The 11,757-nt window shown below is 70.1% G+C and carries 14 protein-coding genes; 9 read left to right on the plus strand and 5 right to left on the minus strand.

Annotated elements, in window-relative coordinates; genetic code table 11:
* Positions 1-7: 7 nt before the first annotated feature.
* Positions 8-718: a 3-oxoacyl-ACP reductase FabG gene (gene fabG / locus KZX17_RS13300; protein WP_248174461.1), complete on the minus strand. Its 711-nt coding sequence runs from the start codon at positions 716-718 to the stop codon at positions 8-10.
* A gap of 92 nt (positions 719-810) precedes the next feature.
* Between fabG and KZX17_RS13305 the strand changes: the two genes are divergently transcribed.
* The 4 genes from KZX17_RS13305 to KZX17_RS13320 are packed head-to-tail and all read left to right on the plus strand — an operon-like array spanning position 811 to position 2,696.
* A complete protein-coding gene (locus tag KZX17_RS13305; RefSeq protein WP_248174463.1) occupies positions 811-1,293 on the plus strand; it encodes a DUF4190 domain-containing protein in 483 nt (160 codons plus the stop codon).
* Positions 1,294-1,300: 7 nt separating this feature from the next.
* A complete protein-coding gene (locus tag KZX17_RS13310; protein ID WP_308194633.1) occupies positions 1,301-1,666 on the plus strand; it encodes a DUF3099 domain-containing protein in 366 nt (121 codons plus the stop codon).
* Positions 1,663-1,866 carry a hypothetical protein gene (locus KZX17_RS13315; protein ID WP_248174473.1) on the plus strand — a complete coding sequence of 68 codons (204 nt, stop codon included), beginning with the start codon at positions 1,663-1,665 and terminating at the stop codon, positions 1,864-1,866. Before KZX17_RS13310 ends, KZX17_RS13315 begins: the two co-directional genes overlap by 4 nt.
* Entirely contained in the window at positions 1,863-2,696 is an 834-nt protein-coding gene (locus KZX17_RS13320) for an SURF1 family protein (protein ID WP_248174475.1), read from the plus strand. The genes KZX17_RS13315 and KZX17_RS13320 overlap by 4 nt, the downstream gene beginning before the upstream one ends.
* Positions 2,697-2,729: 33 nt before the next feature.
* Here KZX17_RS13320 and KZX17_RS13325 read toward each other — a convergent pair whose 3' ends face one another.
* Positions 2,730-4,328 (minus strand): ABC-F family ATP-binding cassette domain-containing protein, encoded by a 1,599-nt coding sequence (locus tag KZX17_RS13325; RefSeq protein ID WP_248174477.1) that lies wholly within the window; start codon positions 4,326-4,328, stop codon positions 2,730-2,732.
* A 173-nt stretch (positions 4,329-4,501) separates the two neighbouring features.
* On the opposite strand from KZX17_RS13325, the gene KZX17_RS13330 reads away from it, so the two are divergent.
* The 5 genes from KZX17_RS13330 to KZX17_RS13350 are packed head-to-tail and all read left to right on the plus strand — an operon-like array spanning position 4,502 to position 9,403.
* On the plus strand, positions 4,502-5,545 hold the full coding sequence (locus KZX17_RS13330; RefSeq protein WP_248174479.1) for an iron-siderophore ABC transporter substrate-binding protein: 1,044 nt from the start codon (positions 4,502-4,504) through the stop codon (positions 5,543-5,545).
* A 25-nt stretch (positions 5,546-5,570) separates the two neighbouring features.
* Positions 5,571-6,620, plus strand: coding sequence for an iron ABC transporter permease (locus KZX17_RS13335; RefSeq protein ID WP_248174481.1), 1,050 nt, complete (start codon positions 5,571-5,573; stop codon positions 6,618-6,620).
* On the plus strand, positions 6,617-7,666 hold the full coding sequence (locus KZX17_RS13340; RefSeq protein WP_248174483.1) for an iron chelate uptake ABC transporter family permease subunit: 1,050 nt from the start codon (positions 6,617-6,619) through the stop codon (positions 7,664-7,666). The genes KZX17_RS13335 and KZX17_RS13340 overlap by 4 nt, the downstream gene beginning before the upstream one ends.
* Entirely contained in the window at positions 7,663-8,472 is an 810-nt protein-coding gene (locus KZX17_RS13345) for an ABC transporter ATP-binding protein (protein WP_248174485.1), read from the plus strand. Before KZX17_RS13340 ends, KZX17_RS13345 begins: the two co-directional genes overlap by 4 nt.
* Positions 8,473-8,497: 25 nt before the next feature.
* Entirely contained in the window at positions 8,498-9,403 is a 906-nt protein-coding gene (locus tag KZX17_RS13350) for a siderophore-interacting protein (protein WP_248174487.1), read from the plus strand.
* 6 nt (positions 9,404-9,409) lie between these two features.
* On the opposite strand, the gene KZX17_RS13355 is transcribed toward KZX17_RS13350, so the two are convergent.
* The 3 genes from KZX17_RS13355 to sufC all read right to left on the minus strand — a co-directional run bounded on the left by KZX17_RS13355 (position 9,410) and on the right by sufC (position 11,750).
* Entirely contained in the window at positions 9,410-10,570 is a 1,161-nt protein-coding gene (locus KZX17_RS13355; RefSeq protein WP_248174497.1) for a MalY/PatB family protein, read from the minus strand.
* 73 nt (positions 10,571-10,643) lie between these two features.
* On the minus strand, positions 10,644-10,973 hold the full coding sequence (locus tag KZX17_RS13360) for a metal-sulfur cluster assembly factor (RefSeq protein ID WP_248174499.1): 330 nt from the start codon (positions 10,971-10,973) through the stop codon (positions 10,644-10,646).
* A 9-nt stretch (positions 10,974-10,982) separates the two neighbouring features.
* Positions 10,983-11,750 (minus strand): Fe-S cluster assembly ATPase SufC, encoded by a 768-nt coding sequence (gene sufC, locus KZX17_RS13365; protein WP_248174501.1) that lies wholly within the window; start codon positions 11,748-11,750, stop codon positions 10,983-10,985.
* Positions 11,751-11,757: the final 7 nt, after the last annotated feature.

The raw sequence follows: 11,757 nt of genomic DNA on the forward strand, positions 1-11,757 counted from the left end.
CGCGTCGTCAGTGCCCCATCCCGAGGCCGCCATCCACGGGGATGACCGCGCCCGAGATGTAGGCGGCGTCGTCCGAAGCGAGCCAGGCCACCGCCGCCGCGACCTCTTCGGCGGAGCCGAAGCGCGCGGCCGGGATGTTCTTCTTGTAATCGGCCTGAGTCTCGTCGGGAAGGGCAGCGGTCATGTCCGTCTCGATGAACCCGGGGGCGACCACGTTCGCCGTGATGCCTCGCGAGCCGAGTTCGCGCGTGAGGGAACGGGCGAATCCGACGAGCGCACTCTTCGACGACGAGTAGTTGATCTGCCCCGCCGAACCGTACAGACCGACGACCGACGAGATGAGGATGACGCGTCCCCACTTGGCGCGCAGCATGCCCTTCGCGGCGCGCTTGACGACGCGGAAGGCCCCGCCCAGATTGGTCGACACCACGCTGTCGAAGTCGTCCTCGCTCATGCGGAGCAACAGCGTGTCCTTCGTGATGCCGGCGTTGGCCACGACGATCCCGATGGGGCCCAGCTTCTGCTCGACCTCGCTGTAGGCGGCGTCGAGTGCGGCACCGTCCGTGACGTCGGCCCGGACGGTCAGTGTGCCCGCGGGGCCCTCTCCGGACCGCGCGGTCACGGCGACCGAGTAGCCGTCGGCGACGAAGCGCTCGGCGATGGCGCGGCCGATGCCGCGATTGCCACCGGTGACGAGGACGACGCGTTCGCGGGACATGCTGCTCCTTGCTCGGATGCGGGGTGAACCGCACCAGCCTAGCCGCGCGCACGACGGGTACGCTGGAGGCAACGCGCCAGAAGGAGACGGACGTGACCGACGCCACGAACACCCCGCCGCAGCCCGACCGCCCGGTCGTGCCGACGCCGCCCGCCGCGCCCTCGTACGAGGGCTCCTACCCGCCGCCTCCGGCGGCGTCGCAGCAGCCCGCCTACACGCCTCCGACCTACCCCGCCTCCGCACCCCAGGGCTACGGTCAGCAGGGCTACCCGCAGGGAGGCTACGGCTACGCGGCCCCCCGCCCCACGAACGTCCTGGCGATCATCTCGCTCATCTCCGCGATCGCGGGGCTGTCGCTCATCCCGTTCCTCGGTTCGATCGCCGCAGTGATCACCGGTCACATGTCCCTCAAGCAGATCGAGCGGACCGGCGAGAACGGGCGCGGGCTCGCCCTCGGCGGCACCATCGTCGGGTGGGTCAGCCTCGGCCTGTGGGTACTGGGCATCATCATCGCCGTCCTCTTCTTCATCGGGCTCGCGGCCGCAGGCGCAAGCTACGGCAGCTATCCGTCCTAGGAGGCGCATCACGTCCCGCCGCACCAAGCACGATCCCGCACAGTCCGCGACATCGCTCGCGACCGCTCCCGAGGTCGACGCACGCAACCGCACGAGGAAATACGTCATCATGATGACGGTCCGCGTGGCGTGCTTCATCCTCATGGTGACCGTGACGCCGTACGGATGGCAGACGTGGATCTTCGCCGCCGGCGCCGCCGTGCTCCCCTACCTCGCGGTCGTCGTGGCCAATGTCGGCAGCGGGGACGAGGTCGTGATGGCGCAGCGACCCGCCCGTGAGATCGAGGCGGCGCCCGCCGCACCGACCACCCCCGGCGACCCTGATGACGGAGTCATCCGGATCCGGGAGACACCCCCGAAGGATCAGGGATGAACGCACCGCAGTGCTCCCGTGCGGGATGCCGCGGTGACGCCGCGTGGCAGGTCGTCTGGCGGAACCCCCGCATCCATCCCGCTGATCGGCGGAAGGTGTGGGCGGCATGCGGCGAGCATGTCGACTTCCTCCGCGACTACCTGGCATCCCGTTCCTTCCCCGTCGAGGTGGCCGCCTTCGCCTCGGCAGACGCGTCGTGAACCGCGGCACCGCGCTGCGGTGGAGCGGGTACGTCGCCGTCGCTGTGCTGTTCGCGCTCGCCTGCGCGATGCTGTCGAACTGGCAGTTCGCCCGCAGCGCCGAGCGCGACGCCGAGTTGGCCCTCGTCGCCGACAATTACGAGCAGGCACCCGTCCCCCTCGCCGAGCTCATCCCGGGCGAGGACCGTTTCGACCCCTCGGACGAATGGCGCCCGGTGCTCCTCCGCGGCGAGTACCTCGAGGACGAGGCGCTCCTCGTGCGGAACCGCCCGCACGGCGGCACCAGCGCGTTCGAGGTCCTCGTCCCGTTCCGCACCGACGACGGCCGTGTCGTCGTGGTGGACCGCGGCTGGGTGCCGCCCGGTCGGGATCGGCCGGAGCCCGACGCGATCCCGGCTCCGCCCGCAGGCGAGGTGACCGTGCAGGGAAGGCTGCAGCCGGGCGAGATGTCCGCGCGCGATGGGCGATCCGCGCCCGAGGGCCAGGTCCCGACAATCGACCTGCCCCTGATCGGCGAGCGCGTCGGAAGCGGTGACCTCATCGATTCGGCCTACGTCCTGATGACGAGCGAGGATCCCGCACCAGCCGAGCGTCCGCGGGCCCTTGAGTCCCCGTCGGAGGATCCGGGCCCGCACCTGTCGTACGCGATCCAGTGGATCCTCTTCGCCGTCATGGGTTTCGCGTTCATCTGGTACATGATCCGGACCGAGATCCGTCACCGCCGCGAGGACGAGGAGATCGAGGCCGGGATCCGCACACCGGCTCAGCGCGGTTCGCGACGGCGTGATCGTGACATGGAGGCCGAGGACGAGCTCCTCGACGCCCGCTGACGCCGACGCACAGGATCGCGCCGAGCAGGCGCGTCAGGCGAGGGTGATCAGATCGATGTAGTCGCGTCCCCAGATGTCCTCCACGCCGTCCGGCAGGATGAGGACGCGCTCGGGATTCAGCGCCTCGACCGCTCCTTCGTCGTGCGAGACGAGGACGACCGCCCCCTCGTAGTGGGCCAGGGCGCCGAGGATCTCCTCGCGCGAGGCCGGGTCGAGGTTGTTCGTGGGCTCGTCGAGCAGCAGCATGTTCGCCGAGGACACGACGAGCGTCGCCAATGACAGGCGGGTCTTCTCGCCGCCGGAGAGGACGCCGGCGGGTTTCAGGACATCGTCTCCGGTGAAGAGGAACGAGCCGAGCACCTTCCGCGCCTCCGTCGCCGTGATGTCCGGCGCTGCGGACATCATGTTGTCGAGGACGGAGCGGCTCACATCGAGGTTCTCGTGCTCCTGCGCGTAGTAGCCGATCTTCAGCCCGTGCCCGGGTTCGATGACGCCGGTGTCAGCCTTGTCGACGCCGGCCAGGATGCGAAGGAGCGTCGTCTTGCCGGCGCCGTTCAGGCCCAGGACGACCACGCGGGACCCTCGGTCGATCGCGAGGTCGACCCCCGCGAAGATCTCCAGCGAGCCGTAGGACTTGGAGAGGTCCTTGGCCATGAGCGGCGTCTTGCCGCAGGGCGCAGGCTTGGGGAACCGCAGCTTCGCGACCCGATCCTCCTGGCGCACGTCGTCGAGCCCGGCCAGGAGCTTCTCGGCGCGGGCGACCATCTGGTGCGCGGCGGCGGCCTTGCTCGCCTTGGCGCCGAAGCGCGCGGCCTGCTGCTGCAGCGCCGTGGCCTTCTTCTCCGCGTTCGCCCGCTCCTTCTTGCGGCGTTCCTCGTCCGCCACGCGCTGACGCTGGTAGTTCTTCCAGTTCATGTTGTAGACGTCGATGACCTGTCGCATCGCGTCGAGGTAGAAGACGCGGTTGACCGTCTCGCCCACGAGCTCGATGTCGTGGCTGATGACGATGAGCCCGCCCTTGTACCCCTTGAGGAATTCGCGCAACCAGACGACGCTGTCGGCGTCGAGGTGGTTGGTCGGCTCGTCGAGGATCATCGTCTGCGCGTCCGAGAACAGGATGCGCGCCAGCTCGATGCGTCGACGCTGGCCGCCGGACAGCGTCTTGAGCGGTTGATCCAGGATGCGATCGGGGAGCGACAGGTTGTGGGCGATCGAGGCGGCCTCGGCTTCGGCCGCGTAGCCGCCCAGGGCCTCGAAGCGCTCGGTCAGCGAGGCGTACTTGCGCATCGCGCGGTCCGCCACCGCGGGATCCTCGGAGGCCATCCGCTCCGCGTTCTCGCGCATGCCGAGGGCGAGGGTGCCGAGACCGCGAGCGTCGAGGATGCGGGTGCGGGCGAGCATCTCGGGATCGCCCGAACGAGGGTCCTGCGGGAGGTAGCCGAGCTCGCCCGAGCGGTCGACCCGGCCCTCGGCCGGCAGGAGGTCGCCGGCGAGGACCTTCGTCAGCGTGGTCTTGCCGGCGCCGTTGCGGCCGACCAGCCCGATCTTGTCACCGGGTGACACGCGGAAGGCGACGTCCGACATGAGGGTGCGGGCGCCCACGCGGATCTCGAGATCGTGCACGGCGAGCACAGCGGACGTCCGTTCTTCTGCGGGGATGCGGCCGAGTGGCCAAATCCCCAGTATACGGTGCCGCGTCCCGACGCCCGGCGGGGTGGGCGGTTTCCATCCGGGTCGCATCCCGTTGTAAGGTTAGGCGACCCTAATAGCGGTCAATCCCCTCCCCTTCCAGCACAGGAGAACCCGTGCCCCGCATCCGCTCCGTCGCCGCCCTCGCGGCGGCATCCCTGCTCCTGCTCACCGGCTGCGCGACCGCGTCGACCCAGACCGCAGGCGGCGCCCCGTCCGAGGCTGCAGCCGACGACACCGCCTTCCCGGTCACGATCGAGCACGCGTTCGGCGAGACCACGATCGAGAGCAAGCCCGAGCGCGTCGCCACGGTCTCGTGGGCAAACCAGGAGGCGGCCCTTGCGCTCGGCGTCGTCCCCGTCGGCATGCCCGCCGTCACGTGGGGCGATGACAACGGCGACGGCGTGCTGCCGTGGGTCGAGGACAAGCTCGAGGAGCTGGGCGCCGAGACGCCTGTCCTGTTCGACGAGGCGGAAGGCATCGACTTCGAGGGCGTCGCGGACACCCAGCCGGACGTGATCCTCGCCGCCTACTCCGGCCTCACCCAGGAGGACTACGACACGCTGAGCAAGATCGCCCCCGTCGTGGCCTACCCCGATGTGGCCTGGGGCACCACCTGGCAGGAGCTCACCACGATCAACGGGACCGCGCTCGGCCTGAAGGACGAGGCCGAGGCGCTGGTGGCCGACCTGACCGATCAGCTCGGCGAGCTGACCGCCGCGCAGCCCGACATCGCCGGCAAGACCACGATGTTCAGCTCGTTCGACGCCACGAACCTCGCCGAGATCGGCTTCTACTCGCTGCAGGACCCGCGCCAGCTCTTCCTGCAGGACCTCGGCATGGCGCCCGCCGCGACCGTGACCGAGCAGTCCGAGAACACCGACCAGTTCTGGATCACCAACAGCACCGAAGAGGTCGAGCGCTTCAGCGACCTCGACGTGCTCGTGACCTACGGCGACGACACCACCCTCGCGACGATGCAGGCCGACCCGCTACTCTCGCGGATCCCCGCCGTCGCGAACGGGTCCGTCGTGGTGCTGCCCATCGCCAACGCTCCGCTGTCGGCGGCCGTCAACCCCAGCCCCCTGTCGATCCCCAACCCGCTGACGGCGGAGTACGTCGACCTCCTGGGCGAAGCGGCGGCCAAGGTCGCCGACTGACCGGAAGCATCCGTCACCTCTTCCCATGACCACCCTCGCCTCGACTCCCGTCGCCGCCTCGACCGCGTCCTCCCGACGTCGGTCGGGTCGGCGACGGGTCGTCTGGCTGATCGTCCTCATCGCCGTCGTCGCCGTCGTCTGCGTCATGTCGGTGACCTTCGGCAATCGGACCGTGAGCCTCCCCGACATCGTCGCGGGACTCACCGGCGACATCGAGTCGAACAACGCCGCGGCCGTCGCCCGACGTGTCCCGCGGACGATCCTGGCCCTGCTGGTCGGCGCGGCCCTCGCGGTCTCCGGCGCCGTCATGCAGGGAGTCACGCGGAACCCCCTCGCCGACCCCCAGATCCTCGGCATCAACGGCGGCGCCTCACTCGCCGTGGTGACCGGACTCGCCTTCTTCGGCGTCACGAGCGCCGTCGGGTACATCTGGCTCGCCATGCTGGGGGCCGCCCTCGCCGCCCTGTTCGTCTACACGATCGGGTCGCTGGGACGCGGCGGCGCCAGCCCGCTCAAGCTCGCACTCGCGGGGGCGGCGACCGCCGTGGCGGTCTCGTCGCTGATCAGCGCCATCCTCCTGCCCCGCATCGACGTCATGAGCGTCTTCCGGTTCTGGCAGATCGGAGGGGTCGGCGGTGCCACGGTCGACAACATCCTCCTGGTCATCCCCTTCATCGTCGTCGGCTTCGTCATCTGCCTCGCATCCTCCGGGGCGCTCAACGCGCTCGCACTCGGCGACGAGCTCGCGACGGGACTGGGAGAGAAGGTGCGGACCGCTCGCCTGTTCTCCGCCCTCGGCGCCGTCATCCTCTGCGGAGCCGCGACCGCTGTCGCAGGTCCCATCGGATTCGTCGGCCTCATCGTGCCCCACATCTGCCGCCTCATCGTGGGACCCGACCACCGGTGGCTGCTGCCGGTGTCGGCGCTGGTCGGCGGCGGCCTCCTGACCATCGCCGATGTCGTCGGACGCGTGATCGCACGGCCGCAAGAGGTCGAGGTCGGTGTCGTCACCGCCCTGATCGGCGCACCCTTCTTCATCGCCATCGTCCGACGTCAGAGGATGCGGGCACTGTGAGCACCCTCACCGCCACCCCCGCCACGCTCTCCGCCGTCGCAGCCGGCCGGGCCCGCCGCGCGCGCCGACGCGTCCTCGTCACGGGCGCACTGCTCGTCGGCGTCCTCGTCGCCTACCTCGTCTCGCTGATGGTCGGCCAGACCTTCTACACACCGGCCGAGGTGTGGGCCGTCATGACGGGGCACACCGTGCCCGGGGCATCATTCACCGTCGGCGAGCTCCGACTCCCCCGCTCCACGGTCGCCCTGCTCACGGGACTCTGCTTCGGGATGGGCGGCGCCGTCTTCCAGACGATGCTGCGCAACCCGCTCGCAAGCCCCGACATCATCGGCATCAACGCCGGGGCGAGCGCAGCCGCCGTCGTCGGCATCGTCTTCCTGTCCCTCTCGGGGACGGCGGTCTCCCTGCTCGCGACCGTCGCCGCGGTGGCCACCGCGCTGATGATCTACCTGCTCGCGTTCAAGGACGGCGGTGCAGGGGCACGGTTCATCCTGATCGGGATCGGCGTCGCGGCGATCTTCAACAGCGTCGTCGCGTACGTCCTGTCGCGGGCGGCGGAGTGGGATCTGCAGGCCGCGATGCGATGGATCACCGGCAACCTGAACGGCGCATCCTGGGACGACGTCGTGCCCCTGGCAGGCGCGATGATCGTCGTCGTGCCGGTGCTGCTGTGGCTGACCCGCGATCTCGAGCTCATGCGGCTGGGCGACGACACGGCGGCCGGGCTGGGCGTGCCGGTCGAGCGCCGACGCATCCTCCTCATCATCGCCGCCGTGGCGCTGCTCGCGTTCGCCACCGCCGCCGTCGGCCCGATCTCGTTCGTCGCGTTCCTTTCTGGTCCCATCGCCGCGCGGATGCTCGGCCCCGTCGGATCGCCCATCCTCGTGGCAGGCCTGTTCGGCTCGTTCCTCGTCCTGCTCGCCGACCTCACCGGGCAGTACCTGCTGGGGATGCGTCTGCCGGTCGGCGTCGTCACCGGCGTCCTCGGCGCCCCCTACCTCATCTTCCTGCTCATCCGCAGCAGCCGCTCAGGAGGCTCCCTATGACCGCGGACCGCACGCTCCAGGCTTCGGGACTGCGGCTCGCCTACGGCGACCGCGTCATCGTCGACCACCTCGATCTCATCGTCCCGCCGGGGCGGATCACGGCCATCGTCGGCGCGAACGCCTGCGGCAAGTCGACCATCCTGAAATCGATGGCGCGCCTGCTCGGCCCGCGCGAGGGCCAGGTGCTGCTCGACGGCAAGGACATCCACAAGCTCCCGACCAAGCAGGTGGCCAGGAACCTCGGACTGCTGCCGCAGTCCCCCATCGCGCCGGAGGGCATCGTCGTCTCCGACCTGGTCGGACGCGGCCGCACCCCGCACCACGGGCCGCTCTCGCGCTGGACCCGCGCCGACGACGAGGCCGTGGCCGCTGCACTCGACGCGACCGACACCGCATCGCTCGCCGACCGCGCCGTCGACGAGCTCTCGGGCGGCCAGCGACAGCGCGTCTGGATCGCCATGGCGCTCGCGCAGCAGACGGACGTCCTGCTCCTCGACGAGCCCACGACGTTCCTCGACGTCAGCCACCAGATCGACGTGCTGGACCTGTTGACAGATCTGAACCGGCGCAGCGGCACCACGATCGTCATGGTCCTCCACGACCTCAATCTCGCGGCGCGATACGCCGACCATCTCGTGGCGATGGCCGCGGGACGCCTCCACGCGGCCGGAGACCCGGGCGATGTGCTCACCGCCGAGACGGTGAAGGACGTCTTCGGGATGGACAGTCGCGTGATCCCCGACCCGCTCACCGGCCGCCCGATGGTCCTGCCCATCGGCCGCCACCACGTACCCGCCGGCATCTGAGCCGCAGACCCAACCCGAGGGACGCATGTCGCTGAACACCATGAACTTCTTCCGCGCGCCGGTCGCCGCCGTCACCGATCTGACGCCGAGCTTCCGCCGCTTCACCTTCCGCGACGACGCGCTCGGCGCGTACGGTGACCCCGGCTTCGATCAGCGCGTCAAGATCATGTTCCCGACGAAGACGGCGACGCTGGATGCGATGCCGACGGATGCCGACTGGTACGACCGCTGGCGGGCCATGCCCGACGAGGCGCGTCCCGTCATGCGCACGTACACGACGCGGGCGGTGCGCACGTCCGCGAACGAGGTCGACATCGACATGGTCGCCCACGATGTGCTCGGACCGGCATCGGCCTGGATCGCCGACGCGCAGGTGGGAGACGAAGTCCTGATCCTCGCCCCCACCGTCGAGCACACCGGTGTCAGCTACGGCATCGATTTCGTCCCGCCCGCGCGCACGGACGCGATCCTCCTCGCCGGTGACGAGACCGCGGCCCCCGCGATCGCCCGCATCCTCGAACAGCTTCCCGCCGATGCCCGGGGCGTCGTGGTCCTCGAGGTGCCGCACCCCGAGGACGTCACGTACCTCCCCCGGCACCCCGGGTTCGAACTGATCACGGCTGCCCGCGACAACGAGGGCGAGCGGCACGGTCACCTCATCGCCGCGGTCGAGGACGTCGCGCGACGACTCGCCCCGGCGGGGATCGGCGCCGAGGTCGAGGAGATCGACGTCGACACCGACATCCTGTGGGAGGTGCCGCGGACCGCCAAGGGCGGCGCGGCGCTGAAGCGCGCTCCGCTCTACGCGTGGCTCGCAGGTGAGGCATCCGCCATCAAGGCGCTGCGGCGCCATCTGGTCGGCGAGGTCGGCGTGGACCGTCGCGCGGTGGCGTTCATGGGCTACTGGCGCCTGGGCCGTTCGGAGAACTGACCCCCGTCATCGTGCGGCGAGGCGCCCGATGCGCTCGATCGCCTCTCGCAGGAGGTCGGGGCCGCACCCGAAGTTCAACCGGACGTGCCCGACGCCCTGCGGCCCGAAGTACGGCCCGTGATGGAGCGCGACGCGCGCATCGCGACGGACGGTGACCGCCGGGTCGTCCCCCCACCCGTACGCCGACACGTCGAGCCACGCGAGGAAGCCCGCATCGGGCACCCGGAACCGTGCCCGGGGAAGGTGGCTCGCCACGAGGTCGACGAGGAGGGCGCGGTTCTCGTCGAGACGCGCCAGCAGTCGGTCGAGCCAGTCGTCGGATGCCGGTGAGAACGCCGCATTGTGCGCCAAGGCACCGAACAGCCCGGTGCGCCACTCGACCTCCCACGGCAACCCCCGCAGCACCTCGGCGTGCGCGTCGGAGCCCGCGACCATGACCGCGCACTTCAGGCCCGCGAGGTTGAACGTCTTCGAAGCGCTCGTCACGGCGAAACCCACCTCGGCGGCGTCGGGGGACGCCGTGAGGAAGGGGGTGAACGCGATGTCCGGTCGGGTCAGCGGGCCATGGATCTCGTCGCTGATGACGACAGCCGCGTGGCGGGCTGCGATGCGGGCGAGTTCCGCGAGATCGGACGCGGAGTGGGCCGTCCCGGTGGGGTTGTGCGGGTTGCACAGCAGCACGGCCCGCGCGCCGCTGCGCAGCGCCGCATCGATCCCGGGGAGGTCCAGACGCCAGCCAGACCCGGTGTCCTCGAGCGGGACCTCCTCGACGACGACCCCTGCCTCTCGCACCGTGTCGAAGAACGGCGGGTAGACCGGCGGGGTGACGACCACCCGGGCGCCCGGCGCCACGGCCGCACGCAGGAGTTCGACGACGCCCATCATGACGTCGCCGGTCCATCGGACGCGTGCGGGGTCGATCTCCCAGCCCCAGCGACGCCCCGCGAAGCCGACGAAGGCGTCCGCGACGCCGGGGCGCGGCGGCGTGTAGCCGGTGTCGCCGATCTCGACCGCTGCGCGGAGGGCGTCGGTGATGGGCGGCGCCAGGGCGAAGTCCGTCTCCGCGACGAACATGGGGATGACGTCCTCGGGATACGAGCGCCATTTGGTGCTCGACCGTCGGCGGAGGACGTGCAGCGGTAAAGCATCCAGCGGAGCGACGGTCATCGTCCGAGCCTATGCAGGCGTCGGCGGAACCCTCTCCGCGTGACACTCCGTGACGGTGCGCGGTGCGCCGTGGTCAGATGGCGAAGCCGAGCGCCCGCATCATGTCGCGGCCGTCATCGGTGATCCGCTCGGGACCCCACGGCGGCATCCACACCCAGTTGATGCGGAACCGGTCGACCACGCCGTCCAGTGCCTGGCCGGTCTGCTCCTCGAGCACATCGGTCAGCGGGCAGCCGGCGGAGGTGAGCGTCATGTGGATGACGAGCGCGTCGTTCTCGTCGTCCCAGCCGAGGTCGTAGATGAGTCCCAGGTCGACGACGTTGATCCCCAGTTCGGGGTCCATGACGTCCTTCAGGGCTTCGGTCACCTCGTCGTATTTCTCGGGTGCGAGCGTCTCGGGCATGCGAAGATCCTAGGCCTGCTCGGCCGCGGGGGCCAGGAAGCGGTCGTAGCCCTCGTCCTCGAGGCGTGCGGCGAGCTCGGGTCCGCCCTCCTCGGCGACGCGGCCGTTCACGAGGACGTGGACGAAGTCGGGCTGGATGTACCGGAGGATGCGCGTGTAGTGCGTGATCAGGAGCACGCCCATGTCGGTCTGCTCCTTCGCCCGGTTCACGCCCTCGGAGACGACCTTCAGTGCGTCGACATCCAGTCCGGAGTCGGTCTCGTCCAGCACCGCGATCCGAGGCTTCAAGAGCTCGAGCTGCAGGATCTCGTGGCGCTTCTTCTCGCCGCCCGAGAAGCCCTCGTTGACGTTGCGCGCGGCGAACTTCGGGTCCATGCGGAGATTCTGCATGGCGCCCTTGACGTCCTTCGTCCATGCGCGGATGGAGGGAGCCTCGCCGTCGATCGCGGTCTTCGCGGTGCGGAGGAAGTTCGTGACGGTGACGCCGGGGATCTCGACGGGGTACTGCATCGCGAGGAAGAGGCCGGCGCGCGCACGCTCGTCGACGGACATCGCGAGCACGTCCTCACCGTCCAGCGTGATGGTGCCCCCGGTGACGGTGTACTTGGGGTGTCCGGCGATCGTGTACGCGAGGGTGGACTTGCCCGAGCCGTTCGGGCCCATGATGGCGTGGGTCTCGCCGGTGCGCACGGTGAGCGTGACGCCGTTGAGGATCGGGGTCTCGCCGGCTTCGGTCTCGACCGTCACGTGGAGGTCGCGGATCTCGAGGACAGACATGTGTCAG

The organism is Microbacterium sp. EYE_78 (assembly GCF_023149035.1).
Taxonomy (GTDB): domain Bacteria; phylum Actinomycetota; class Actinomycetes; order Actinomycetales; family Microbacteriaceae; genus Microbacterium.

Coding starts and splice junctions, on each gene's coding strand:
- fabG (WP_248174461.1), bottom strand. CDS start 718: ATGTCCCGCGAACGCGTCGTCCTCGTCACCGGTGGCAATCGCGGCATC.
- KZX17_RS13315 (WP_248174473.1), top strand. CDS start 1,663: ATGAACGCACCGCAGTGCTCCCGTGCGGGATGCCGCGGTGACGCCGCG.
- KZX17_RS13335 (WP_248174481.1), top strand. CDS start 5,571: ATGACCACCCTCGCCTCGACTCCCGTCGCCGCCTCGACCGCGTCCTCC.
- KZX17_RS13345 (WP_248174485.1), top strand. CDS start 7,663: ATGACCGCGGACCGCACGCTCCAGGCTTCGGGACTGCGGCTCGCCTAC.
- KZX17_RS13350 (WP_248174487.1), top strand. CDS start 8,498: ATGTCGCTGAACACCATGAACTTCTTCCGCGCGCCGGTCGCCGCCGTC.
- KZX17_RS13355 (WP_248174497.1), bottom strand. CDS start 10,570: ATGACCGTCGCTCCGCTGGATGCTTTACCGCTGCACGTCCTCCGCCGA.
- KZX17_RS13360 (WP_248174499.1), bottom strand. CDS start 10,973: ATGCCCGAGACGCTCGCACCCGAGAAATACGACGAGGTGACCGAAGCC.
- sufC (WP_248174501.1), bottom strand. CDS start 11,750: ATGTCTGTCCTCGAGATCCGCGACCTCCACGTGACGGTCGAGACCGAA.